The sequence below is a fragment of the Kribbella pratensis genome (assembly GCF_004366075.1).
Lineage (GTDB): Bacteria > Actinomycetota > Actinomycetes > Propionibacteriales > Kribbellaceae > Kribbella > Kribbella pratensis.
In genome coordinates this window covers 1,127,001-1,151,042 of record NZ_SODU01000001.1, presented here as the reverse complement: position 1 = coordinate 1,151,042, position 24,042 = coordinate 1,127,001, and the positions used below count along the sequence as shown (strand labels likewise).

Here is a 24,042-nt window from a genome sequence, read left to right as displayed (position 1 = left end):
TCGGCCCGAGGTGTGTTCCAGGGCCGGACACGATCGGCGCATCCCGCGCCGGTCCGAACGTCCGACGTTGGGAGGTTGGCGTGGTTTGCCCGCGCTGCAGCTCTGACGTCCCCGAGGTGTCGCACTTCTGCCATCACTGTGGCAACGACATGCGCACCGGGGACTCCGAGCGGAAGAACGCGTACGCCGCCAGGCCCGATGAGGCCGTGGCCTCGTTCAAACTGGTCTCGACGATCATGCCGCAGGGGTCCGGCAAGCAGCCGTACACCTACAAGGTCGCGCTCGGCATCGCCCTGCTGCTGACCGTGGTGACGGCCGCGCTCGGCGCGCTGCCGGTGGCGATCATGATCGCGGCGTTCGCGATCCCGATCGTCTACATCATCTACCTGTACGACGTGAACCTCTGGGAGGACGAGCCGATCCCTGTGGTCGCCGCGGCCTTCGTGCTGACCGGCGTACTCGCGGCGCTCTTCACCTGGATCTGGTCGGACAAGGTGGGGCTGTCGATCGCCACGATCGGCGAGAACCGCTCCGGCCCGTCCTTACGGGACCTGCTGATCGTGCTCCTCCTGGTGCCGGTCGTGTCGGAGCTGATCCGGCAGATCGGCCCGCTCTACCTCGCGTCGCGGCCGCGGTACGACGACCTGATGGACGGCTTCACGTTCGGTGTGGTCGCCGGTGTCGGCTACGCGTGCTTCGAGACGCTGGTGCTGCACTGGGGCTGGATCAGCGGCGGCTTCGCCGGTCCGGGCAGCAGTGCCGGGACCTGGATCTCGATCGTCGTGCTGCACGGCTTCATCAAGCCGCTGGTGTACGGCTCGGCGACCGGTCTCGCGGGCGCGGAGTTCTCCGGCCTGGGCGAGAAGTACGACGGTTTCACCCCGCGCTGGGTGGGTGGCCTGCTGCAGGCGATGGTGGTGAACGCGCTGTTCCAGGGCGGCATCTACCTGCTCGGCTTCGTCGGCGGTCGCGGCTCGACCGTCGGTGCGATCCTCGGCGTCGTCTGGGGCCTCTTGCTGCTCGGCGCGCTGATCATCCGGGTCCGGACCGTGCTCCACAAGGGCCTCCTGGAGGCTGCGCTGGAGTCGGCCGCCCGGGGTGGCTCCAACCACGCGTCCGGCGAGCTGGCGTTCTGCTCGCGCTGTGAGATGCCGCTGCTCCCGCACTCGGACTTCTGCTCGGCGTGCGGCAACTCGGTGCGATCCGTGCCGAAGTCCGCCCGCGGGGTGACAGCCGGGGCGGGCGCCAGTGGGTACGAAGCGACGACTGGGGAGACGCAAGCATGAGCAACCAGCAGCCGCCCTACGGTGGCCAGCCGGGGCAGCAGCCCGGTCAGCAGCCTGGCTACGGACAGCAGCCGGGCTACGGGCAGCAGCCCGGGTACGGCCAGCAACCAGGCCAGCCGGGTCAGCCAGGTCAGCAGCCAGGTCAGCCGGGTCAGCCGGGTCAGCAGCCTGGTTACGGGCAGCCGCAGCAGCCTGGGTACGGTCAGCAGGCGCCGTACCCTCAGCAGCCGACGTTCCCTGGGCAGCAGCAGTACCAGCAGCCCCAGCAGGGCTACCCGGGTCAGCAGCAGGGGTATCCCGGCCAGCAGCCGGGCTTCCCCGGACAGCAGCCCCCATACGGCGGCCAGCAGCAGTGGGGTCAGCAGCCTCCGCGCCGTGGTGGTGGCGGCAGCGGCAAGACCCTGATGATCGCCGGCGGTGCGTTCGCGGTCGTGGCGATCATCGGCGTCGTACTCGCCCTGGTCTTCAAGGGCGGCGACGACGAACAGGCCGACCCGACACCGACCCCGACCTCGGCGCCGACCTCACAGCCGACCGAGGAACCGACGGGCGAGCCCACCGGTGAGCCGACGTCTGAGCCCACCGGCTCGCCGACCACGGAGCCGACCACGGAACCGAACGGCGGCGACGAGGGCATCGAGGTTGCCGAAGGCGTCTATGTGAAGCCGCGGACGGGGTACATCCGCAAGAGCGTCGACGGATTCAAGGGCGTCGTCCTGGTCAAGCAGGGCGAGGGCGTCTTCATGGTCCAGGCCGCGAAGGTGACGGGTACCAGCGCAGCGGCGCTGCTGCCGCAGGTCCTCAAGACCGACACCAAGAGCCTGTCCTCGGTCAAGACCAACGAGGTCAAGACGACGACACCGGGTCCGGACGACAAGACCCCGGTCAAGGTCCTGCTCACCCAGTCGTACTCCGGCATGCAGAGCAGCCAGAGCGGCAGCCTCGCGGTCGTCGGGTTCGTCGCGGTCGTGGAGCGGGAGGACGGCGTGTTCACCGTCGCCAGGGCGTACGGGCGCAAGGACAAGCTCTCGACGCTCGACCCGGACACCACGGCCATGTTGAAGTCGGTGCTGCAGAGTCAGTGAGCGGAAAGCGAGACAAGGGGACCGGCGGTAATCCCTGGGTCAACCAGACCGGACCGGACCCGGACGAGACCGACGAGGCGGAGGACCAGCTCCCGCCGTCGCCGTGGGATCTCGAGGTGACTCCACCGCCGTCGCCGTGGGGCGGCGGCGGTGCGCCCGGACCGGGTCCTGGACCCGGCCCGGGGTCCGGTGCCGGGCCTGGCCCGGCGACGCAGACCTCGTCGGCGTGGGGCGACAAGGTCGGCCCGCCCGCGTTGCGCCGTCCGCCGCCGGAGAAGAAGCGCTTCTCCGTCCCGCCGCTGCTGATCCCGATCGGCGCCGGCCTGCTCGTGGTCGCGCTCGTCGCGGTCGTGCTGGTGGCGCTGTCCGGCGGTGACAAGAAGGCAGACCCGGGCCGGTCGCCGAGTCCGTCTGCCGGTACGCCGACCGCGCCGGCATCGTCGTACCAGCCGCCGCCGAACGCGCTGCCGGTCGGGTTCGGCGTCTCGATCGTCCCGGCTCAGGGCTGGGTCGAGGTCACCTGGGAGAAGCGCGGCAAGCAGGTCGCGATCTACCCGCCGGGGACGAAGCCGGGCCCGAACGCCGACGCGCGGGCGTTCCTGTGGGTGCGCCAGAAGGAGAAGGTCACCGCGAACGCGTACCTGCTCGGCATCGTCGAGGGCGAGGTCGACAAGGAAATCGCGCAGCTCGGCAACGTACGGAACCTGCCGTGCCCGAAGGACGTCCTGGTGGAGTGCGTCGCGATCGATTACACCTCCAGCTTCAAGGCTGCCGACGGCACGGAGTCGAAGGTCAAGGGCTCCGTCGAGGTGTACCGGCGCAAGGACAACGTCGTCACCGCGCTGGACTTCCGGACCATGGCCGACTTCGCCCCGAAGGCAGAGGCCGACGCCGCGATCATGAAGAAGTCCGTGATCGACAGTCTGTGACGGATCCCCAGAACTACCGCGAGGAACAACTATGAGTCAGCAGTACGGTCCGCCGCCGGGCCCGCCGCCGGCACCCGCTCCCGGCGGCTGGGGCACCGGGCCGCAGGTGCAGGGACAGCAGGGACCGCCCGCAGGACAAGGCGTTGGCGTCGGTGGCTGGGGCCCCGGTCCGGGCCGGCCGAGCCGTCCGCCGAAGCCGAACCGGACGCCGTGGATCATCATGGCGGGCGCGATCGTGGCGGTGCTGCTGGTCGCGGTCGGCGTCGTGCTGATGGTGAACGGCAAGGACGACGAGCCGACCACGCAGTCGTCGCCGGAGCCGACGGGCCGCACCATGTACACGCCGTCGCCGACGCCGACCCCGAACGACTCCAAGGGGCCGAACGACGTCGGGGTCGAGGTCGGCTGGGGGATCTGGTTCACGCCGTCCAAGGGCTGGCTGCCGGACTGGGACAAGTCCAGGAGCGGGAAGAACTACATCCTGCAGCAGTTCAACGCGCGCGGGCTGATCGACGGGTACTACTGGGTCCGTCAGACCGAGCTGTACGACGCGAAGGGCTTCGCCGAGCACCTGGTCGACGTCGAGTCGAACGGTATGGAGGGCGTCCGGATCGGCAAGGGCACCGCCTGCAAGCCGGCGAACCCGAACATCAAGGCCTGCTACGCGGTCACCTACACCGGCGCCTGGGTCGCGAAGAACGGCAGGAAGGTCGCGATGCAGGGCTTCGTCACCGCCTACCAGGACCAGTTCGACCGCACCACCGCCACCGACGCGGCCCTCGAGACCCGCGTCTACGCCCGCCGCGTGAACGAGCTCATCTACATGAACAACAGCGTCATAAAAAGCTTCTGACAGCGTCCTGACCTGGGACTTTTAGAAACTGTCGGCGCGGGACCGTACGGTGGAGGGCATGAGACAGGTCTCGGATCTCCAGCGTATGGTCGCGCCGCTGAAAGTGGTGTCCGACTTCGAGCCGGCCGGTGACCAGCCGGCCGCGATCGCGGACCTCGAGCGGCGGATCAACGCCGGCGAGCAGGACGTGGTGCTGCTGGGCGCCACCGGTACAGGTAAGACCGCGACGATCGCCTGGCTGGCCGAGAAGATCCAGCGCCCGATGCTGATCCTGCAGCCGAACAAGACGCTCGCCGCCCAGTTCGCGAACGAGTTGCGGCAGTTCTTCCCCGCCAACGCCGTCGAGTACTTCGTGTCGTACTACGACTACTACCAGCCCGAGGCGTACGTCCCGCAGACGGACACCTACATCGAGAAGGACTCCTCGATCAACGAGGAGGTCGAGCGGCTGCGGCACTCCGCGACGTGGTCGCTGCTCACCCGCCGCGACGTGATCGTGGTGGCGACCGTCTCCTGTATCTACGGCCTGGGCTCCGCCGACGAGTACCTGAACCGCATGATCCACGTGAAGGTCGGCACCGAGATGGACCGCGACGGCCTGCTCCGCAAGCTGGTCGGCGTGCAGTACGCGCGCAACGACCTGGCCGGGACCCGCGGCACGTTCCGGGTCCGCGGCGACACGCTCGAGGTCTTCCCGGTGTACCAGGAACTCGCCGTCCGGGTGGAGTTCTTCGGTGACGAGATCGAGCGGGTGATGACGCTGCATCCGCTGACCGGCGAGGTGATCAGCGAGGAGGACGAGGTCTACATCGGCGCCGCCACGCACTACGTGACCGCGCCGGAGCGGATGGAGCGCGCGATCACCTCGATCGAGGCCGAGCTGGAGGAGCGGCTCGCCGAGCTCGAGCGCGGCGGGCAGCTGCTGGAGGCGCAGCGGCTGCGGATGCGTACGACGTACGACATCGAGATGATGCGGCAGATCGGGACGTGCTCCGGGATCGAGAACTACTCCCGGCACACCGACGGGCGCGAGCCCGGTACGGCGCCGCACTGCCTGCTGGACTACTTCCCCGAGGACTTCGTGCTGGTCATCGACGAGTCGCACGTGACCGTCCCGCAGATCGGCGGGATGTACGAGGGGGACATGTCCCGGAAGCGGACCCTGGTCGAACACGGCTTCCGGCTGCCGTCGGCGATGGACAACCGGCCGCTGCGCTGGGAGGAGTTCCTGGAGCGGATCGGCCAGACCGTGTACCTGTCCGCGACCCCGGGGCAGTACGAGCAGGACAAGTCCGACGGGTACGTCGAGCAGCTCATCCGGCCGACCGGTCTGGTCGACCCCGAGGTGATCGTGAAGCCGACCAAGGGCCAGATCGACGACCTGATCCACGAGATCCGGCTCCGGGTCGAGCGCGACGAGCGGGTCCTGGTCACCACGCTCACCAAGAAGATGTCCGAGGACCTGACCGACTACCTGCTGGAGATGGGGATCCGGACCAGGTACCTGCACAGCGAGGTCGACACGCTCCGCCGGGTCGAGCTGCTGCGCGAGCTGCGGATGGGGGAGTACGACGTTCTCGTCGGTATCAACCTGCTCCGTGAGGGTCTGGACCTGCCCGAGGTGTCGCTGGTCGCGATCCTGGACGCCGACAAGGAAGGCTTCCTGCGGTCGGGCCGTTCGCTGATCCAGACGATCGGCCGCGCCGCCCGGAACGTGTCCGGTCAGGTGTTCATGTACGCGGACAAGATCACCCCGTCGATGGAGCAGGCGATCGACGAGACCAACCGGCGGCGCGCGAAACAGATCGCGTACAACGAGGAGCACGGGGTCGACCCGCAGCCGCTGCGGAAGAAGATCGCCGACATCACCGACATGCTGGCCCGCGAGGACGCGGACACCGCCGAACTGCTCGGCTCCGGCCGCACCCAGTCGCGCGGCAAGGCGCCGGTCCCCGGCGGAGGTAAGGCGAAGGCCGGCGAGAAGGCGAAGGAACTGGCCGGCGGTCTCCCGTCGTCCGACCTGGCCGACCTGATCCAGCAGCTGACCGACCAGATGCACAACGCCGCCGCCGAGCTCCAGTTCGAGGTCGCCGCCCGCTACCGCGACGAGATCTCCGAACTGAAGAAGGAGCTCCGCCAGATGACCAACGCCGGCGCGAAGTAGCCAGGAGAGTCCGTGTTCGACCATCTGTCGCTGCAGTGCGATGACCTCGACGCCAGCCGGCGGTTCTACGAGCAGACGCTCGGCCCGCTCGGGATCGCGGTGACCTTGGACTTCGGAGACGTTCTCGGGCTGGCCGGACGGGACGGCGTACCGAAGTTCTGGCTCGGCCGGCAGACCACCGGCGGGGTCCAGCGAGAGATCCACGTGGCGTTCACGGCGCCGGACCGTGCGACGGTCGGCACCGTCCATCGGGCCGCCGTGGAGCTGGGGGCAGAGGTGCTGCACGAGCCGAAGGAGTGGCCGGAGTACCACCCGGGCTACTACGCGGTGTTCCTGCGTGATCCGGACGGCAACAACGTCGAAGTCGTCTCGCACAGCTGACCCGGAGGAACGAGATGGCGCGGCTTGGCGACGACGAGGTGCTCGAGTACTGCCTGGGGAAGGCGGGGGCTTGGCAGGATGAGCCGTGGGACGGGGATGCGGTCGCGAAGGTGGGGCCGAAGATCTTTGCGTTTCTCGGGGGCGGTGCGGTCGGGCTGAAGTGCGGTGCGAACCGCGAGGAGGCCGACGAGTTGGTGGACACCTACCCGGCCGACGTCGGCAAGATGGCGTACATCGGGCGCGCCGGGTGGAACACGGTGCGGCTCGGGGGAGCGGTGCCGGACGACGAGGTGCTGGAGCTGATCGACGCGTCGTACGAGACCGTGGTGGCGAAGCTGCCGAAGCGGCAACGACCGACGGCCGGCGATTGATCGGCGGCCAATAGGTTACGGGCTGCGACTATTCCCTGACGGGCCTGTGATGATTTCGACAGGCGGACACGGCGTCCTGGATTTGGAGTCTTGGACGTCAAGCCGTCAGAATGGTCCTCGAGAAGGGGAGTATTCCTTTTGCGGCGGCATCGTCATCACGGTCAGGGCTCGTCCTGGACCCGGTGCCCTCGGTGTCACACGATGTAACGCAGTGTGACGCGGAAGAGACCTTCGGAGTCGATTTTTCATCTGAGCTCCGGAGGATTCTGTGCACGTAGCTGACTATGTCTGGTACATCACCGTCGGCCTGCTGCTGGCGCTGCTGGCCTTCGACGTCTTCGTCATCGGCCGCCGCCCGCACGAGCCGAGCACCCGCGAATCGGCCACCGCGATCGCGTTCTACGTCGGTCTCGCGGTTGTCTTCGGCCTCGGGGTCTGGTGGTTCTCCGGCGGGCAGTACGCCGGGGAGTTCTTCGCCGGCTGGCTCACCGAGTACAGCCTGAGCGTCGACAACCTGTTCATCTTCTTGATCATCATGTCCAGGTTCGGCGTACCGAGGAAGTACCAGCAGACCGCGCTGCTGGTCGGCATCATCCTGGCGCTGGTTTTCCGCGGCATCTTCATCGCGGTCGGCGCGGCCGCGATCAACCAGTTCTCGTGGGTCTTCTACATCTTCGGCGCGTTCCTGGTCTACACCGCGATCCATCTCGCCAAGCAGGGCGAGAACGACGACGAGGACTTCAAGGAGAACGCGGTCATCCGGTTCGCGAAGCGGCGGCTGAACGCCACCGACGAGTACAACGGCGTGAAGCTGACGCTGAAGAAGAACGGCCGGCGGTTCGTCACCCCGATGGCGATCGTGATCATCGCGCTCGGCACCACCGACCTGCTGTTCGCGCTCGACTCGATCCCGGCGATCTACGGTCTTACCCAGGAGCCGTTCCTGGTCTTCGCCGCGAACGTGTTCGCGCTGATGGGTCTGCGGCAGCTGTACTTCCTGCTCGGTGACCTGCTCCGCCGCCTGGTGTACCTGTCGCTCGGCCTGTCGGTGGTGCTCGCGTTCATCGGCGTGAAGCTGGTGCTGCACGCGATGCATGTGAACGAACTGCCGTTCATCAACGGCGGTCACCACATCGACTGGGCGCCGGAGATCCCGATCTGGTTCTCGCTCGGCTTCATCATCGTGACCCTGGGCATCACCACGATCCTCAGCCTGCACAAGTCCCGCACGATGCAGGCGGAGGAGCCGGCCGACAAGGTCGAGCCCTCGGAGCCGGAGCTGCACCACAAGGAGTCCTGAGCACAGCAGATCGCCCCGGACCGCACAGTCGCGGTCCGGGGCGATTGCGTGTGTCAGAAGCGCGCCGCAGTGACCAGCGTCGCCCGGCGGTCGTCGGTGAGTGCCTCGTTCTCCAGGCGCTTGCCGGTCTCGGACGCGTGCAGCATCCCCGCCGGGGACACGAAGCCGACGTGGTGCACCTCTTTCCCGGGTCGCGCGAAGAAGTACAGGTCACCCGGCCGCGCGTCGTCGATCGGAATGTTCGGCAGCGTGTCCGCCTGGTCGTGCGCATCGCGCGGCGTCCGCAGCCCGAGCACCCGGCTGACGGCGTGGATCAGCCCGGAACAGTCCAGCCCGTACGCCGACGTACCGCCCCACAGGTACTCCAGCCCGAGGAACTGCTCGCCGAGGCGCAACCGCTCGTCGGCATCGGACGGCTCGGACACGGACCGCAGTGCGGCGTCCGCAAGCCAGCCCGAGCCGCCGTCGGGTGTCGCCACCCGCGTGTACCCGTCGGCGTGCTCGTCGGAGGCCAGCACCGTCCCGAACGACAGCTCCGATATCGGCCGGCCATCAGGCTCGGCAAGCAAGGAGGCCGTCGGTACGGCGATTGCGACCGGGTCCGACGCGCTCTGCGGCAGCTCGCCGAGGTGACTCGACGGAACCCAGCCCGGGTACCCGAGCTCGTCCTGGGACGACGGCTGCCATGGCGCGAGGACCTCGGACCAGCCGTCCCGCTCCGAGCGCACCAAGACGGGCTCGGCGAACAGCAGTTGGGTCAGGGTCCGGCCGTGCAGGCCGAGCCGGGTCTCGGTGTCCATCGACTTGGCCCACGCGGCCACGTCGGGCTGTGCGGCGGTGGCCGGGGCGTCGATGTCACGCGGCGCGTCCGGTGACGTCCAGACGGTACTGATCGGGACCTTGGCGGCGGCTAACTTCATACGGTCAAGCCTGTCACGCCCAGTCCCGGAGCAGAAGGCAGGTGGATCAGCGAGCCGTCGTACCGGATCCCGCCGGTCACGGGCGCCTCGCGGAGCCACCAGGCGGCATCCAGGTCGTTGACCGCCGTCGTCGGGTACGCCGAGACCAGTGCGGCCGCCGCGCCGACGCCGACGTGGCTCTCCATCATGCAGCCGACGATCGCGCCGAGGCCGTGCTCGCGGGCGAGTTCGAGGAGCGTCCGCGCCGGCGCCAGCCCGCCGCACTTCGCGAGCTTCACGTTCACCAGGTCGGCCGCGCCGTGCCGGATCACCGCCACCAGGTCGCGGACGCCGTACACGGACTCGTCGGCGAGGATCGGCGTACTGACCCGATCGGTCACCCAGGCCATGCCGTCGAGGTCGGCTGCGGCGACCGGCTGCTCGACGAGTTCGGTCGCGCAGCCGGCGTCCTCGAGGGCGCGAATCACCGTGACGGCGTCACGCCGCGTCCAGCCCTGGTTGGCGTCCAGGCGCAGCCGCGGCGCGGGGCCGATCGCGTCCCGGACCCGGCGGACGCGCTCGATGTCGCCGGCCGCGTCGGTGCCGACCTTGATCTTGAGTACGTCGAACCCGTCCGCGACCCGGGCCTTCCCGGCATCGGCCAGCGCGTCCGCGTCGCCGACCGACAGCGTCACGTCCGTCCGGACCACGTCGGTCGTCGACCCGAGGAACCCGTGCAGCGTCAGCCCGCGCCGCCGCGCCGCGAGGTCGTGCAGCGCGACGTCGACGGCGTCCTTCGCCCCGAAGTTGCCGACCGCCGCGCCCTGCACGCGACGCAGCGCCTCGGTGAGATCGTCCGGGCCGAGCCCGTCGAGCGCAGTGGTGATCGGGCCTTCGATACAGGCCTGCGAGCCGGCGAGCGAGTCTCCGGTCACCTTCCAGACCTGCGGCGCCTCGCCCCAGCCGCTGTGCTCGCCGTCGCTCACCTCGACCAGGAGCGACTCGACGTGGGTCGCCGTCCGCAGTGCGGTGACGAACGGGGTGTGCAGCGGTGCCGAGACCAGGTGGGTGGTGAGTTTCACCGCACTGCCTCCAGGTTGTGCCGGTGGTTCCAGGCCTCGAGTGCGATCGACGCGATCAGTTGCTGTGCCTCGGTGTCCGGCAGCTCGGACGTCGTACACACGACGAGCACGAACGGGTCGGCGTCCTTCGGGCGAACGATGCCGCCGTCGTGCCGGATCCGGCTGTCCCAGCCGTTCTTGTGCTCGACGCGCGTCCCCTTCGGCAGCAGCGCGGGGATCTCGCCGTTCCACCGGTTGGACGCCAGCAGTTCGCGCAGGTATTCGCCGTGCTCGCCCTGCTGGTTGCCTACCGCAACGAGGACCCCGGCCAGGCCGGCCGGGCTCATCAGGTTGCTGATCCCGGCGCGGGCGGCGGGGACGTCGTCGATCCCGCGCTGGATCCTGGACTCCGGCGCGGGCGAGCTGGGCAAGGTCGACTCGGCCAGGGCGGCGTGGGCGGCCGCGATCCCGACCTGCTCGAGCACCAGGTCGGTCGCCAGGTTGCTGGACCGGGTGATCATCTCGGTCGCCAACCAGTTGAGCGGCACCTTCTTGCCCAGCTGCTCCCAGGTCTTCGGTGCCTCGTCCTCCGCCGGGTTCACGCCGAACCGGCCACCGGCCGCGGACTCGAAGTCGTTGTGCACGGCCACCGGCTGGAAGATCGCCAGCTCACCCGCCTCGACCTTGCGCATCATCGCCATCGCCACCGGCAGCTTCATCGTGCTCGCGGAGTAGTGCGCGCGCTCCGCCTCGCGCACGAACACCGGCGTACCGTCCAACCGGCCCAGCCAGACCCCGAACTCACCGGCCCCGTCGACCTGCCGCAGCAGCTCCGCGATTCCCATGCCGCTCACCCAATCACAGCCTCGGACCTGGCAGACTGCCGAGGGTGTCACGGGCAATCGGTCTTCTTATCGGCTTCGCGGCCGACCGGCTCGTCGGCGACCCCCGCCGCTTCCACCCGGTCGCCGGCTTCGGCCAGACCGCTGCCCGCCTCGAGAAGCACCTGTACGCCGATTCGCGCGTCAACGGCACTGTCCACACCGCGGTTCTCGTCGGAGGCGCGACGGTTCTGGGCCTCGCGGCCGAGCGGCTCACCCGTCGGCATCCGATCCTGCACGCCGCAGTCACTGCCGCCGCCACGTGGGCCGTTCTCGGCGCCCGCAGCCTCGACCGCGAGGCCGAAACGATGGCCGCCTTGCTGGAGGAGAAGGACATCCCGGCGGCGCGTGACCGGCTGAGCCACCTGTGCGCTCGCGACGCGACCGACCTCGAGGCCGACGAGCTGGCCCGGGCGACGGTCGAGTCGCTCGCCGAGAACACATCGGACGCATGCGTCGCGCCACTGCTCTGGGGCGGGGTCCTCGGCGTGCCCGGTCTGCTCGGGTATCGCGCCGCGAACACGCTGGACGCGATGGTCGGCTACAAGTCACCGAAGTACCTGAACTTCGGGTGGGCGTCTGCGCGGTTGGACGACGTACTGAACCTGTTGCCGGCGCGGGTGTGCGCGCTGCTGACCGGCCTCGTGGCGGGTCGGGTGCAGGAGACGACGCGCGTCTGGCGGCGGGATGCGCCGAAGCATCCGAGCCCGAACGCCGGGCCGGTCGAGGCGGCGTTCGCTGGGGCGCTCGGGCTGACGCTCGGTGGGACGAACAGCTACGGGACCTACGCGGAGGATCGCGGCACGCTGGGCGACGGTCCGGCGCCGACGGTCGCCGATGTCCGGCGTACGGCGGCACTCGCACGGTGGGTCGGGACGGCAGCGGCGGTACTGGCCGCAGCGATCGGGGGGAAGGGGAAGCGATGGAGTTGACGCATCGTCCGATGCGGATCGCGTTGATCCGGCACGGCGAGTCCGAGGCGAACCTGGACAAGACGATCTACGAACGCACTCCCGACCACGCGGTTCCGCTGACGGCCCTGGGACACGAGCAGGCGGGCAAGGCGGGGCGGGAGCTTCGGGAGCTGTTCGAGAACGAGCCGGTCCGCGTGTACGTGTCGCCGTACCTGCGGGCGCGGCAGACGCTGGACTCGCTCGGGCTGGACGACTTGATCGGCGTACCGCGGGAGGAGCCGCGGCTTCGGGAGCAGGACTGGGCCAACCTCCAGGACACGGAGGACATCGAGCGGCAGGAGCAGTTGCGCGACTCGTTCGGGCACTTCTTCTACCGGTTCACGCACGGTGAGTCCGGTTCGGATGTGTACGACCGGGTGTCGACGTTCCTCGAGACCATGCACCGCGACTTCGAGAAACCGAACGCGCCGCGCAACGTGCTGCTGGTGTCGCACGGGCTCACGATGCGGCTGTTCTGCATGCGCTGGTTCCACTGGTCGGTGCGGTTCTTCGAGTCACTGCGAAACCCGGCCAATGCGGAAACCCGCGTTCTGCTCCGGCAACCGGACTTCCGCTACAAGCTGGACCGCCCGTTCGAACAGTGGGCCGCCTACCAACCGACGGAACGCGAACGCTCGGCCTGGTTGTAGGGTCCTGTGGGAGGGCTACTCGACGGGAGTGATCGCATGGTGGTGGACCAGATCCGCGCGGCAACCCAGGACCTGCTGGACGCGCTGACGCCGGAGCAGCTGAACAAGATCTCGGCGCCGTTCAACACCCCCGATCACCAGACCTGGACCTACCTGCCCGGTGCTGTTCCGGGCCTGCCGCTGACCGAGCTGTCGGCGGAGCAGGAGGCCCTCGTCGTCCGCCTGCTCGAACTCGTCTACAGCAAGCGCGGTCTGGCCGATTTCCGCGCCGTGATGGCGGCCGAGATCATCGTCCGCGATCTCAGTGATCCGGTGGAGGTCGCGGAGACCGGGGGATGGGAAGGGTCGACGGTCGGCGACCGCTACTACCTCCGCGTGCTCGGCGACCCCGCCGGGACCGGGCCGTGGGCCTGGCGGCTGAACGGTCACCATCTGGCGCTGCACGTGACTCTGGTGGACGGTGCGATCTCGTTCACCCCGCAGTTCTTCGGGTCGAATCCCGCGGAGGTCCTGTCCGGGCCGCACGCCGGGCGACGGTTCCTGGCGGCCGAACAGGATCTCGGCTTCCAGCTCCTGCACGCCCTCGAGCCGGCCCAGCTCGAAGTCGCCCTCGTCTCGGACGCGGCGCCCGACGACATCCTGACCCGCCACGACCCGGTCGCCGACCCGTCGCTGCTGCACCGCGGCCTGGCGTACGGCGACATGAACGAGGACCAGCGCCAGCTCCTCAGCCTCCTCATCGGTCAGTACGTCGGCCGCGCCGCCGGGCCGATCGGGTTGCAGACGTGGAACGACATCACCGAGCAGGGGATCGAGCGCCTGACCTTCGCCTGGGCCGGCGCGACCCAGCGGGGCATCGGCCACGGCCACTACTACTCGATCGCCGGCCCCACCTTCCTCGCCGAGTACGACAACACCCAGGACAACGCCAACCACATCCACTCGGTCTGGCGAGACCTGCGCAACGACTGGGGCATGGACCTCCTGGCAGCCCACTACGCCATGCACCGCTGACTGGTTCAGTGCACGGGCAGGAACTCGTGGGTCGCGATCCAGGTGGAGGTGCGGTGCCCGAGCCGGTTGCCGTCGTCCATCGCCTGCCGGAAGTGCAGCCCCAGCCAGATCCTGGCGTTCTTGGTTTCCGCGTCCAGGGCCGCCGCGGTGGCGTAGTGGCGGCTCGTCCCGGTGACCGAGGACGAGACGTCGATATCGATCGAGCGCGCTCCGAAGAGCCTGCTGAACGTCTCCGATGCGGCGCCGGTGAGGCAGGCGTGCCCGCTCACATATTCCGGGTACGGCGGTGTCGCGACCAGCGGGCTCCAGCTGGGATCGGCCGCGGTCGCGGGATTCCCGTCGGTGTCCGCCAGCCGGATCGCAGTGATCGGACGCCAGTACGCGTAGTCGTATTTCGCCCGCCAGCAGCCGATCACCGCGTCGGCGGTACCGGTGTTGAGGAGCGCGAAGGCGCGCGCGGTCCGGACGATGTCCATTCCGCTGCTCGTCGTTCGGTCCCGTAACGCCGCGTTGTACTGCACGGGCACGGGCGCGTTCCAGAACAGCGCGGTCTGGGTCTGCTCAGGGGTGCGGGACGAACCCACGGCGGCGCCCATCGCCTTCACCTCGGCGAAGTCACGGGCGTAGGCCTTCGACGTGATCGGGTCGGGACCGGGCAGCCGCACCTGGGTCGGCGACTTCAGCGCGAGGGGTCGCACGAAGCCGAGCCAGGGAGCGAGCATCGGCGCGAACAGTTCCGGCGTCGGACGCCACACACCCGGGGCAGGGGTGACATCGAGAGTGATGGGCGCGCCACGCCCGTCGTTCGTCCGCGCCGCGATCAGCGACGCCGCCGCGGCCTCGCCGACTCGCTGCCCACGACTCTTCGCGGAACCGTCGGGGATGCCGCTGAGCGAGGTGGCGTAGTCAGACGCGAGATTCGAAGCGGAGGCGGGGAAGTAATGGCTCAGGACGCGGTACGCCGCAGTGGCGGCCGCTGCTTCCGTCGACGCCCTGCCGTGGACCGACGGTTGTCGCAGGTACGGCCGGTAGCGCCCCTCGATCGCCACCACCGCGTCGTACACGGCGATCGAGACGAAGCCGAAGTACAGCGTGGAGACCGGGACCGGAGTGGCGTTCTCGGTGAAGATGGTGCGGGTGGCAATCGTGTTCCAGGTGGTGACGACCGCCGGATCGGAGTGGTGTGCCGAAGCGTCGGCCGGAACCGTGACGGCCGAGCCGGCGAGTCCGGCGACCAGGACGACGGACGTGGCAAGCGTGTGATTGAAGCGCACAGGAGTCTCCTTCAGTCGAAGTCGAACGACTTGCGCTGAAGCAACGATGTGCGCTGCTGGAGGGGGTCAGCGGCTCAAGCCCTCTCTGCCCGGACTACACCCGGGGTCCAGTGCGGTCAAGCATCAAGCGTTGGCTCTGCATGTGCCGCCCGGGGACGTCGGATAGAGTCGCGGCGTCAATCGACGGCATCAGCAGGAACCCGGTGTGAGTCCGGGGCGGTCCCGCCACTGTGACCCGTGAAGGGGAGTCAGGAACTGCCGCCGTCGTACCTGAAGTCGGGGCGTGGATACCCCGGAAAGGAACGCGTGCGCATGCCTGCGAAGCTGTTGTTGCTGTCCACTGCCGACACCGACCTGCTGGCGGCCGCCGCGGCCGATGCCGGGTGGAGCGTTGCGAACCCGGCCCGGCTCGACCTCGCCGGTCTCGAACCACTGCTCGACGACGCCGAGATCGTCGTCGTCCGGCTGCTCGGTGGGCGCCGCGCGTGGGAGGACGGGCTCGACGCGGTCCTCGCCTCGGGGAAGCCCACGGTTGTCGTGAGCGGTGAGGCCGCGCCGGACGCCGAGTTGATGTCGCTGTCGACCGTGCCCGCCGGTGCGGTCACCGAGGCGCTCGCCTACCTGCGTGAGGGCGGCGCGGACAACCTCCGCAACCTGGCCGGCTTCCTGCGGGACACGCTGCTGCTGACCGGCGACGAGTTCGATCCCCCACGCGCGCTCCCGGCGTACGGCGTCCGTGGATCCTTCGTCGACGACGATCGGCCCGTGGTCGGGATCGTGTACTACCGCGCGCACGAGATCTCCGGGAACACCGCCTTCGTCGACGCGCTCGCGGCGGCGGTCGCCGAGGCCGGCGCGCAACCAATTCCCGTGTACTGCGGGACTCTTCGCGGGCTCGACCCGGCCGAGAACGTCGAGCTCTTCGATCTGCTGCGGAAGTGCGACGTGCTGGTCACCACGCTTCTCGCCGCGGGCGGTGCGGTGGCGGCGAACGCGAGCGCGGGCGGTGCGGATGATGCGTGGGACGCGGGCGCCCTGGCGTCGCTCGACATCCCGTTGATCCAGGGCCTCGCACTCACCTCGACCCGCGAGCAGTGGGTGGAGAGCGACGCCGCCGTGAGCCCGCTGGACGCCGCCACGCAGGTGGCGATTCCGGAGTTCGACGGTCGGCTGATCACGATCCCGTTCTCGTTCAAGGCGTACGACGCCGATGGTCTGGCGCGTTATGCGCCGGATGCGGAGCGGTGCGCGCGGCTGGCCGGGATCGCGGTCGCGCATGCCCGGCTGCGGCACGTTCCGCCGGCCGAGAAGCGGATCGCGCTCGTGTTGTCGTCGTACCCGACCAAGCATGCGCGGATCGGGAACGCTGTCGGGCTGGACACGCCGGCGTCGGCCGTCGTCCTGCTCGGGCAGTTGAAGGACGCCGGATACGACCTGGGCGACCTCGATCTGAGCGAGCTGCAGGGCGCGGACGGTGCGGACGGCTTGATTCACCGGTTGATCGCGGCGGGCGGGCACGACGTCGACTGGCTGACGGACGAGCAGTTGGCCAACGCGGTCGCCAAGGTCCCGCTGTCCACGTACGCCACCTGGTTCGGTCGTGTGCCAGAGTCGTTGCAGGAGGCAATGACCGGGGCGTGGGGTGAGGCGCCGGGGGAGTTGTACGTCGACACGTCCGGTGAGGAGCCGGCGATCGCGCTCGCTGCGCTGCGGTTCGGGAACGTGGTGCTGATGATCCAGCCGCCGCGTGGCTTCGGCGAGAACCCGGTCGCGATCTACCACGACCCGGACATGGCACCGTCGCACCACTACCTGGCGGCGTACCGCTGGCTGGAGGCGTCGCCCGACGAGGGCGGGTTCGGCGCGCAGGCCGTCGTACATCTCGGGAAGCACGGCACGCTGGAATGGCTGCCGGGCAAGGGGATCGGGATGGCGGCCGGCTGCGCGCCCGACGCCGTACTCGGGAACCTGCCGATGGTGTATCCGTTCATCGTCAACGACCCGGGCGAGGGGACGCAGGCGAAGCGGCGGGCGCACGCGACGATCGTCGACCACCTGGTGCCGCCGATGGCGCGGGCCGAGACGTACGGCGACATGGCGAAGCTGGAGTATCTGCTCGACGAGTACGCGACGGTGTCGGCGCTCGACCCGGAGAAGGTGCCGACGCTGCGCGCGCAGATCTGGACGCTGATCCAGGCGGCGCAGTTGCACCACGATCTGCACACTTCCGAGAAGCCGGACGACGAGGAGTTCGACGAATTCGTCCTGCATCTGGACGGGTATCTCTGCGAGATCAAGGACGTGCAGATCCGCGACGGGCTGCATGTGCTGGGCGGGGCGCCGGAGGGTGAGGCGCGGGTCAACCTGGTGCTCGCCGTACTGCGCGCTCGGCAACTGTGGGGCGGTTCGTACTCGATCCCCGGGCTGCGGGCGGCGCTGGGTGACACGTTCGGAGTGGACGAGGCCGAACTGCTTGCCAACCCCGGGGCCGCCGCCGACCTCGCCGACCTCGCGACGCTGGCCGATCTGCCGGCGGTCAGTGGCGCGGACGGGGTCGATCTGCTGGAGGCGGTTGCGCGGAAGCTCGTGGTGGGGATGGAGACGCTGAGCTGGGACGCGACGAAGGTCCCGGTGGTGGTCGGCGAGGTTCTGGGCCGCGCATCCGAGCAGGTCGAGGCGTCGCTCACCTTCGCGGCAACCGAAGTCGTCCCGCGGCTCGGACGCACGGGTGACGAGCTGGCGAACGTCCTGCGGGCGTTGGACGGGCGGTTCGTGGAGGCTGGGCCGTCCGGCTCGCCGACTCGCGGGCTGGTGAACGTGCTGCCGACCGGCCGCAACTTCTACGCGGTCGACCCGAAGGCGATCCCGAGCCGCAACGCCTGGGACGTCGGCGTCGCACTCGCCGACTCGCTGCTGGCGCGGCACCAGGCAGAGACCGGGGAGTGGCCGCGATCCGTCGGCCTCACCGTCTGGGGTACGTCGGCCATGCGCACGCAGGGCGACGACCTCGCCGAAGTGCTCTGGCTGCTCGGCTGCCGCCCGGTCTGGGACGAGGCCTCACGACGCGTCACCACCTTCGAAGTGGTCGGTCTCGAGGAGCTCGGCCGGCCGCGGATCGACGTGACGATCCGGATCTCCGGCTTCTTCCGGGACGCGTTCCCGCATGTCGTCGCGCTGCTGGACGAGGCGGTGCGGACGGTGGCCTCCCTGGACGAGGATGCTGCGAGCAACTACTTGCGCGCGCACGTGGAGGCAGACGTTGCGGCGGGCAATGATCTGAGGCAGTCGACGGCTCGCGTGTTCGGCTCCAAGCCCGGTTCGTACGGCGCCGGCCTGCTGCCGCTCGTCGACGCGCGGAACTGGCGTACCGACGCCGAGTTGGCGGAGGTGTACGCCGTGTGGGGCGGGTACGCGTACGGAAAGGACCTCGACGGCGCCGAGGCCCGCGGCTCGATGGAACGCGCGTACGGCAGGATCCAGGTCGCGGCGAAGAACGCGGACACCCGCGAGCACGACATCATGGACTCCGACGACTACTTCCAGTACCACGGCGGCATGATCGCGATGGTGCGGCACCTCACCGGCGCCAACCCGAAGGCGTACGTCGGCGACTCCGCCGTACCCGCACAGGTTCGGACCCGGACCTTGGACGAGGAGGCGAAGCGGGTCTTCCGTGCGAGGGTGGTGAACCCGCGGTGGATGGCGGCGATGCGGCGGCACGGGTACAAGGGCGCGTTCGAGATGGCCGCGACCGTGGACTACCTGTTCGGGTACGACGCGACCGCGGGCGTCGTCGACGACTGGATGTACGAGTCGCTGACCACGGAGTACGTCGCCGATCCGGAGATGGCCGAGTTCTTCCGCAAGTCGAACCCGTGGGCACGGCACGGGATCGCGGAACGGCTGCTGGAGGCGGCGCAGCGCGGGCTGTGGGCGGAGCCGTCGGCCGAGGCGCTGGAGACGCTGCGGAACGCAGTCCTTGAGACGGAGGGTGACATCGAGGACCGCGGCTGATTGGGTAGATGCATGCCCCGAGTGCTGATCACCAACGACGACGGTTACCGAGCGCCAGGCATCCGGGCGGTCGCGCCGGCGATCGCCGAGCTCGGGTACGACGTACTCGTGGTCGCTCCGATGATCGACGAGAGCGGTGTCGGCTCCGCGCGGGCCGGGATCGTCAACCGGCCGATCCGGACCGCGTCCGACGTGGAGAACGGCGTGACATTCGTCGGGATCGAGGGCACCCCGGCCATCGCGGTGACGATGGCGCAGGCCGGTGCGTTCGGCGCGCCGCCGGACCTGGTGCTGTCGGGGATCAACCGCGGGATGAACATCGGGGTGTCGATCTTCCACTCAGGCACCGTCGCGGCGGCCCTGACGGCGGCCGAGACAGGTACGTCGGCGGTTGCCGTCAGCCTCGACTCGGAGGACCCGAGGCATTGGGCGACCGCAGCAACCATCGCGGGCGAGGCGCTCGGGTGGATCGCCGGCGAGCCGGGCGGGACGGTGCTGACGATCAACGTTCCGGACCGTCCGCTGGACCAGCTGGCCGGCGTACGGCACGCGTCACTGGCCGTGAACCGGCGTACCCGCCTCGTCGCCACGACAGCTCCGTCGGGTGAGCCGATGATCGCCCTGGAGCGCACCCCGCAAGCCGCCACGGTTCCGGGCACCGACGAGGCCCTCCTCGCCGAGGGCTTCGTGACGGTCACGCCGATCGTCGGCATCCGTGAGGTCAGGGACGACGCCGCCGCCACCGCACTCGCGAAGCGCCTGATGAGCTGAAGCTGTTCGTCGCCGAGTACGGCGCGACGGACGCACCGCCGCTGTTGTTCATCCACGGCCACGGCGGCGGTTACCAGTTGTTGGGGCGCTCGCTGCATTCGGTCTCGGCGACCGATTCCAGGAGCTGTCCTTCCACGATCCGTCGCGCCGCTCCGAGTTCGTGCGCCTCGGCGAAGCGGCCGGTTTCACCGACGAGATGTAGGCCCGCGGCAACAATCACATGGTGACCCTGCCCGAGCTGCACACCTCGAAGCTCGACCGGCTGGCAGTAATTCCGCAGCCGACCTCGCCACAGACCCGGTCTCGGTCGACACCTACCGCAACACCGTTCCGACCGGCCAAGTCGTCACCTTCACCCGCTCCGGCCACTTCCCGCACTTCGAAGAGCCAAAGCAGTACGCCGACCTGGTGTGCAACTTCGTCCACCAACACGTCTCGGGCGCGGTGCGTGATCGACTGCGGGCCCGGGTCTCACCGAATTCGAGATCCAGCGCCGTGGCACGAAGATCCCCGGAGTGAAGAAGCAGCCGCTTCGGCGGGGGCTGCGGTGGATCGTCGAGGCCACCAACACCTGGTGGTCGAACTACGGCCAACTCCGAAGAAACACCGATCGGCGCCCCCCTCGCCACGCTGCGCTCTGCCTCGCGACGACCGTGCTGATCGTCGGGCGGCTGATCGATTGGCGCGACCGGTGGAGCCCAGCGTGATGCCTATCCGCTCAGGGTCCTAAGTAGCCGACCGACCACGACCGAGCAGCGATCGGGAGGCGACTGGGCAGCGATCGGGCAGTTGCTGGCCGGGAGCTTTCCACCTGGACGGTGCCTGGAGACGTTGACGGCAAGACAAGCTGCCCGTCAGAACGGTGGTGGGTCCGCCGACGGCTGTCTTGTCGACGGTTGTCCTGTTGGTGGATGGATCCTTGGTTGCTGATCGTTGTGGTTCTCGTTGTGGTTTTGGGCGATCGGGCCGCGGGCGGGTGGGACGGTGGTGTAGCGGTGGCCGGTGGGGGCGGTGAGGGTGACGGAGCCGTCGGGGTGGGTGGTGGTTTTCCATCCCCACGTCGGGGTGTCTTTGATGACGTGGTGGTATTCGCAGTAGGGCACCAGTCCGGTCAGGTTTGTCCGGCCGGATTGTTTGAATGGTGTGGCGTGGTCGCGGTCGCATTGGCGTGAGGTGCGGTTGCAGCCGGGCCAGGCGCAGACGGGGTGGCGGGCGAGCAGGGTTTCGGTGACGACCGTGCCTGGGTCGTGGCGGTGGGTGGAGGCTTCGAGGACGGTGCCGTTGGTGGGGTCGGTGAGGAGTCGTCGCCAGGTGCCGTCGCGTGCGATGCGGCGGGCCATTTCGGCGGGGATGGGTCCGTAGCCGGTGAGTTCGCAGGGGTCGTCGTCCACGCCGAGGAGGGTGGTGATGGGGACGAGGACCTCGATGTGGGGTCGTCGGCGGTGTTGGTCGGGTAGGCGGCGGCCGAGCCAGTCCATCCCGTTGTGCAGCATTTGCTCGAACACGTCGGCTACTACGTCGGCTCGTCGTTGCTCGACGTTCCGCTCATCCTTTGCCCGCTGACCGGACTCCATCTCGGCCGGCTCACCGGAGAAATCCACTCCGGCCCCGACGGTCCCGGTGACATCGTCACCACCAGCGCCGTCGGACTTGGCGCTGGGCGTGGCATTGGGCGTGGCATTGGGCGTGGCATTGGACTTGGCGTTGGAATTGGAGTTGGCGCTGGACTCGGACTTGGTCGTCCGGGCTCCAGGGGCCGCGTCGGTGGTCGCGGTGCTGGGTTTGCCGGTGGGGTGGGTGGCTGGCGTCTGGTCGTTTGTGTGGTGGGGGTTGGTGGTTGGTGTTGGGCGTTTGGCGAGGTCGGCCATGGCTTGGATGACGACCCACATTTGCTGGATCTTGTCGGCGGTGTGCACGACCCACAGGCCGGCCATGCCGTCCGTGAGCGGGACGATTTTGCAGGTGCGCTCCGCGACCGCGGTGCGGTGTCGCTCCGCGGTGTCGTGGGTGGTGTGTTTGGCGACCTGACGGCGCAGGGATGCGTTCAGGTTGGCGTGGGTTTGGCCGGGGGCGCGGCGCAGCACGTGTGCCTCGACGGCTTGGGCGGCTGTGTCGGGCAGGGTGCGGGTGGCCTCGGAGATCGCGAGGGCTTTGGCGAAGCTCAGGGCGCCGCAGCGCAGCGCGGTGTGGGTGGCCGGCAGGGTGCCGGTCAGGTGGAGTGCGGTGTCGATGTGTCGGGCTGCGGTGTTGGTGGACAGCCGCAGTGCGGCGCCGACTTCGGCCGCCCAGGATCGTTCGGGGTCGATCGGCCGGCCGGTGGAGTCGATCTGGGTGGGGCGGGGGATCTCGGTGGCTTGGGCCTTGCGTTGGCGGTGGAACGAGGCCATCGCCGAGATCTTGAGGGCCGCGGCCCAGGCTTCCATGCGGGCTGCGGCCTTCATGGCCTCGATCAGCGCGATCGGTGACTCGCACTGTGGCCGCAGCTCCTCCAGCGCCGCGGCGAGCTCGGCGCCGGGCGGCAGGAAGACCCAGGCGGGTGCTTTCAGGCGAAGCATCTCGCGTTCGGCCTCGTCCTGCTCGACCCCGGCCCACAGTTCCCACTCCAGCCCGTCCACCCGCGACATCGGCGGCAGGTCGTCGTACCAGTCCTCCTCGCCCAGATAACGCGGAGGACATGGATCCGCGAGGTCGGGCAAATCATCCGGCGGCACCAGCGCCCACGCAGCCTCGGCTCCGGCGAGTGCCTGCTCGCCGGGAAGCTGTGCCGTCACCACCGCCGTCATGGACCTATATTAGAACATGTGTTCGACTCAAGCAAACACGTGGATGCCGTGGTCGAGCTACCGATCGAGGGCGAGGAAGGTCTAGAAAGGCGCATGCTCGGTTGTCCTGACGACCGATCGCTAGTACTGCGCGCGGAGAAGTGCGGTGCTGTTGGCGGTGCCGCTCGTCGTAGGGCTGGCGGCTTGCGGGTCGGCCGAGCCACCTGCGGCCGGTGCCAAGATCTGCCAGGCGACCGACGCGAGCTGGTGGTACGACGCGACAGTGCCGGTCATCTCACCGGCGCCGTCGACGGCTCGAACCTGCCGCTAAGAATTGGTGACCGGGGCCTCATGTTCCAGCGGTCGGATTGCCGCGTGTTCTCCGGAGAGACGGCCGCTGCCACGCGAAGCAGCGGGTCGAGCTGACGAGGAAGCTTGTGCAGCAGGCGGCCGGCGTTGTCGGCTGTCTTCCTCGGATCCCGTGACCCGCGAGGCCTCCTCGGCGGTCAGATGTAGTGCAGTAGGTCGGCGTTTGACTGCGCTGGTTGTCCTTTGGGGGTGGTGAGCATGTCTTCCAGGCCGGCTCTGAGGTTGTACCCCTCCGACTGCGCCCAGCGCAGTACTGGCCAGGCCCACTCGTTCTCGCCGTGCACCAGTGTGTCGGCGGGTGGCAGGAGGTCCAGTACGGCGCGGGCCGCGGTGACGCCGTCCGGGCCGGGGGAGATGCCTGGGATCGCCTCTACGAGCACATGCGAGGTATTTCCGTGCCGCCTCAGGGGTGAACAGCCCTGCCTCTACACCGATGCCTTTGGCCAGCAAGAGGCCCGCGACGCGTTCGGCGCCTTTCTCGTGGAAGTTGACGCTCGCGAAGTCTGCTACCGATTCCCACGCTGTGATCAACCGGAGCCGCTCGTCCAGATCCGGGACGAGCGGCTTCTCTCGTTGACACGCCGACGGGCACGCCGGGGCAGTTCCGTCGTACGGCGGTCACCGCTGCCTGTACGTCGGCGTACTCGAGGGTCTCGAGCCCGCTCGCTCCGCGAGGGTGGATGTGCAGCGCGTCGGCTCCTGCGGCGACGGCTGCGGCGGCGTCCCGTCCCAGCTCGTCGGGTGTGATCGGCACGCCTTGGTGATCCTCCCCCGTGCGGTCGCCGTTGAGGCAGGCCTTGATCATGGGCACACGGTACGTGGTGAGTGCCACGTGACCGGGGGTGCGTTGTGGCGCGGGGGGATGTGTCATGATCGGGCCGACGGCTGTGGAGGAACACCGGTGACCAGCGTGCTGGGAGTCCGGGGCGGTCCCGCCACTGTGACCGGGAGGAATCCCGGAAGCCAGGACATCTGCCGCCGTCCGCAGGCTCGCGATCATCGCGTACCGGCGTACCGGCCGTAGC

22 protein-coding genes and 2 riboswitches are annotated in these 24,042 nt (G+C 69.1%); of the genes, 13 read left to right on the top strand and 9 right to left on the bottom strand.

Annotation, left to right across the window (positions count from 1 at the left end; translation table 11 throughout):
- The first annotated feature begins 149 nt into the window (after positions 1-149).
- The 8 genes from EV137_RS05550 (at position 150) to EV137_RS05515 (ending at position 8,369) form a co-directional block, all read left to right on the top strand.
- Positions 150-1,286, top strand: coding sequence for a PrsW family glutamic-type intramembrane protease (locus EV137_RS05550; RefSeq protein ID WP_238175105.1), 1,137 nt, complete (start codon positions 150-152; stop codon positions 1,284-1,286).
- The gene (locus EV137_RS05545) at positions 1,283-2,371 is read left to right on the top strand and encodes a PT domain-containing protein (RefSeq protein WP_134126944.1); all 1,089 of its coding nucleotides are present in this window, start codon (positions 1,283-1,285) and stop codon (positions 2,369-2,371) included. Before EV137_RS05550 ends, EV137_RS05545 begins: the two co-directional genes overlap by 4 nt.
- The gene (locus tag EV137_RS05540; RefSeq protein WP_133998124.1) at positions 2,368-3,300 is read left to right on the top strand and encodes a hypothetical protein; all 933 of its coding nucleotides are present in this window, start codon (positions 2,368-2,370) and stop codon (positions 3,298-3,300) included. Before EV137_RS05545 ends, EV137_RS05540 begins: the two co-directional genes overlap by 4 nt.
- A gap of 31 nt (positions 3,301-3,331) precedes the next feature.
- The gene (locus tag EV137_RS05535; RefSeq protein ID WP_134126942.1) at positions 3,332-4,153 is read left to right on the top strand and encodes a hypothetical protein; all 822 of its coding nucleotides are present in this window, start codon (positions 3,332-3,334) and stop codon (positions 4,151-4,153) included.
- Positions 4,154-4,211: 58 nt separating this feature from the next.
- The gene (uvrB, locus tag EV137_RS05530) at positions 4,212-6,317 is read left to right on the top strand and encodes an excinuclease ABC subunit UvrB (protein ID WP_133998121.1); all 2,106 of its coding nucleotides are present in this window, start codon (positions 4,212-4,214) and stop codon (positions 6,315-6,317) included.
- 12 nt (positions 6,318-6,329) lie between these two features.
- Positions 6,330-6,698, top strand: a complete 369-nt coding sequence (locus tag EV137_RS05525; protein ID WP_134126940.1) for a VOC family protein — start codon at positions 6,330-6,332, stop codon at positions 6,696-6,698.
- 14 nt (positions 6,699-6,712) lie between these two features.
- Positions 6,713-7,069, top strand: coding sequence for an MmcQ/YjbR family DNA-binding protein (locus tag EV137_RS05520; protein ID WP_133998114.1), 357 nt, complete (start codon positions 6,713-6,715; stop codon positions 7,067-7,069).
- Positions 7,070-7,337: 268 nt separating this feature from the next.
- Positions 7,338-8,369 (top strand): TerC family protein, encoded by a 1,032-nt coding sequence (locus tag EV137_RS05515; RefSeq protein ID WP_133998111.1) that lies wholly within the window; start codon positions 7,338-7,340, stop codon positions 8,367-8,369.
- Between the two features lie 53 nt (positions 8,370-8,422).
- Here the strand turns inward: EV137_RS05515 and EV137_RS05510 are convergent, their stop codons facing one another.
- From EV137_RS05510 to EV137_RS05500, 3 genes are read right to left on the bottom strand one after another with little or no spacing between them, the layout of a single operon-like run.
- Positions 8,423-9,289, bottom strand: a complete 867-nt coding sequence (locus tag EV137_RS05510; protein WP_134126938.1) for a C40 family peptidase — start codon at positions 9,287-9,289, stop codon at positions 8,423-8,425.
- On the bottom strand, positions 9,286-10,350 hold the full coding sequence (locus EV137_RS05505) for a mandelate racemase/muconate lactonizing enzyme family protein (RefSeq protein WP_134126936.1): 1,065 nt from the start codon (positions 10,348-10,350) through the stop codon (positions 9,286-9,288). The genes EV137_RS05510 and EV137_RS05505 overlap by 4 nt, the downstream gene beginning before the upstream one ends.
- Positions 10,347-11,174 (bottom strand): serine hydrolase, encoded by an 828-nt coding sequence (locus tag EV137_RS05500; RefSeq protein WP_134126934.1) that lies wholly within the window; start codon positions 11,172-11,174, stop codon positions 10,347-10,349. Before EV137_RS05500 ends, EV137_RS05505 begins: the two co-directional genes overlap by 4 nt.
- Positions 11,175-11,218: 44 nt before the next feature.
- On the opposite strand from EV137_RS05500, the gene EV137_RS05495 reads away from it, so the two are divergent.
- Genes EV137_RS05495 through EV137_RS05485 form a run of 3 tightly spaced genes read left to right on the top strand, consistent with a single transcriptional unit; the run spans position 11,219 to position 13,827 of the window.
- Positions 11,219-12,142 carry a cobalamin biosynthesis protein gene (locus EV137_RS05495; RefSeq protein ID WP_202870817.1) on the top strand — a complete coding sequence of 308 codons (924 nt, stop codon included), beginning with the start codon at positions 11,219-11,221 and terminating at the stop codon, positions 12,140-12,142.
- Positions 12,133-12,813, top strand: a complete 681-nt coding sequence (locus EV137_RS05490) for a histidine phosphatase family protein (protein WP_134126932.1) — start codon at positions 12,133-12,135, stop codon at positions 12,811-12,813. The genes EV137_RS05495 and EV137_RS05490 overlap by 10 nt, the downstream gene beginning before the upstream one ends.
- A gap of 36 nt (positions 12,814-12,849) precedes the next feature.
- Complete coding sequence (locus tag EV137_RS05485) at positions 12,850-13,827, top strand: DUF3500 domain-containing protein (protein WP_134126930.1); 978 nt, start codon at positions 12,850-12,852, stop codon at positions 13,825-13,827.
- A gap of 5 nt (positions 13,828-13,832) precedes the next feature.
- Here EV137_RS05485 and EV137_RS05480 read toward each other — a convergent pair whose 3' ends face one another.
- A complete protein-coding gene (locus EV137_RS05480) occupies positions 13,833-15,101 on the bottom strand; it encodes a vanadium-dependent haloperoxidase (protein ID WP_134126928.1) in 1,269 nt (422 codons plus the stop codon).
- 153 nt (positions 15,102-15,254) lie between these two features.
- Positions 15,255-15,379: riboswitch (cobalamin riboswitch) on the top strand.
- Positions 15,380-15,413: 34 nt separating this feature from the next.
- On the opposite strand from EV137_RS05480, the gene cobN reads away from it, so the two are divergent.
- Together cobN and surE are read left to right on the top strand one after the other, a co-directional pair.
- The gene (cobN, locus tag EV137_RS05475; protein ID WP_134126926.1) at positions 15,414-19,115 is read left to right on the top strand and encodes a cobaltochelatase subunit CobN; all 3,702 of its coding nucleotides are present in this window, start codon (positions 15,414-15,416) and stop codon (positions 19,113-19,115) included.
- 12 nt (positions 19,116-19,127) lie between these two features.
- Positions 19,128-19,886: a 5'/3'-nucleotidase SurE gene (gene surE, locus EV137_RS05470; RefSeq protein ID WP_134126924.1), complete on the top strand. Its 759-nt coding sequence runs from the start codon at positions 19,128-19,130 to the stop codon at positions 19,884-19,886.
- A 70-nt stretch (positions 19,887-19,956) separates the two neighbouring features.
- On the opposite strand, the gene EV137_RS40405 is transcribed toward surE, so the two are convergent.
- The 5 genes from EV137_RS40405 to EV137_RS41940 all read right to left on the bottom strand — a co-directional run bounded on the left by EV137_RS40405 (position 19,957) and on the right by EV137_RS41940 (position 23,822).
- Positions 19,957-20,130, bottom strand: a complete 174-nt coding sequence (locus EV137_RS40405) for a hypothetical protein (RefSeq protein WP_166679782.1) — start codon at positions 20,128-20,130, stop codon at positions 19,957-19,959.
- A gap of 610 nt (positions 20,131-20,740) precedes the next feature.
- Positions 20,741-22,669: an HNH endonuclease signature motif containing protein gene (locus EV137_RS05465; RefSeq protein ID WP_134126922.1), complete on the bottom strand. Its 1,929-nt coding sequence runs from the start codon at positions 22,667-22,669 to the stop codon at positions 20,741-20,743.
- Between the two features lie 120 nt (positions 22,670-22,789).
- Positions 22,790-22,942 (bottom strand): hypothetical protein, encoded by a 153-nt coding sequence (locus EV137_RS40400; RefSeq protein WP_166679781.1) that lies wholly within the window; start codon positions 22,940-22,942, stop codon positions 22,790-22,792.
- Positions 22,943-23,154: 212 nt separating this feature from the next.
- A complete protein-coding gene (locus EV137_RS05460) occupies positions 23,155-23,397 on the bottom strand; it encodes a 3-keto-5-aminohexanoate cleavage protein (protein ID WP_166679780.1) in 243 nt (80 codons plus the stop codon).
- A gap of 23 nt (positions 23,398-23,420) precedes the next feature.
- Positions 23,421-23,822, bottom strand: coding sequence for a 3-keto-5-aminohexanoate cleavage protein (locus EV137_RS41940; RefSeq protein WP_166679779.1), 402 nt, complete (start codon positions 23,820-23,822; stop codon positions 23,421-23,423).
- A gap of 63 nt (positions 23,823-23,885) precedes the next feature.
- Positions 23,886-24,011: riboswitch (cobalamin riboswitch) on the top strand.
- Positions 24,012-24,042: the final 31 nt, after the last annotated feature.

Bases quoted from the DNA above. Each gene is read 5' to 3' on its own strand.
- EV137_RS05500 (WP_134126934.1), bottom strand. From the start codon at position 11,174: ATGGGAATCGCGGAGCTGCTGCGGCAGGTCGACGGGGCCGGTGAGTTC.
- EV137_RS05465 (WP_134126922.1), bottom strand. From the start codon at position 22,669: ATGACGGCGGTGGTGACGGCACAGCTTCCCGGCGAGCAGGCACTCGCC.
- EV137_RS05550 (WP_238175105.1), top strand. From the start codon at position 150: ATGCGCACCGGGGACTCCGAGCGGAAGAACGCGTACGCCGCCAGGCCC.
- EV137_RS05535 (WP_134126942.1), top strand. From the start codon at position 3,332: ATGAGTCAGCAGTACGGTCCGCCGCCGGGCCCGCCGCCGGCACCCGCT.
- EV137_RS05520 (WP_133998114.1), top strand. From the start codon at position 6,713: ATGGCGCGGCTTGGCGACGACGAGGTGCTCGAGTACTGCCTGGGGAAG.
- EV137_RS05510 (WP_134126938.1), bottom strand. From the start codon at position 9,289: ATGAAGTTAGCCGCCGCCAAGGTCCCGATCAGTACCGTCTGGACGTCA.
- EV137_RS05545 (WP_134126944.1), top strand. From the start codon at position 1,283: ATGAGCAACCAGCAGCCGCCCTACGGTGGCCAGCCGGGGCAGCAGCCC.
- uvrB (WP_133998121.1), top strand. From the start codon at position 4,212: ATGAGACAGGTCTCGGATCTCCAGCGTATGGTCGCGCCGCTGAAAGTG.
- cobN (WP_134126926.1), top strand. From the start codon at position 15,414: ATGCCTGCGAAGCTGTTGTTGCTGTCCACTGCCGACACCGACCTGCTG.
- EV137_RS05490 (WP_134126932.1), top strand. From the start codon at position 12,133: ATGGAGTTGACGCATCGTCCGATGCGGATCGCGTTGATCCGGCACGGC.
- surE (WP_134126924.1), top strand. From the start codon at position 19,128: ATGCCCCGAGTGCTGATCACCAACGACGACGGTTACCGAGCGCCAGGC.
- EV137_RS41940 (WP_166679779.1), bottom strand. From the start codon at position 23,822: ATGATCAAGGCCTGCCTCAACGGCGACCGCACGGGGGAGGATCACCAA.
- EV137_RS05485 (WP_134126930.1), top strand. From the start codon at position 12,850: ATGGTGGTGGACCAGATCCGCGCGGCAACCCAGGACCTGCTGGACGCG.
- EV137_RS40400 (WP_166679781.1), bottom strand. From the start codon at position 22,942: ATGACCGGCACTGTCGCGTCGTACCACCAGCTCGCGTCGGTCGCCTGG.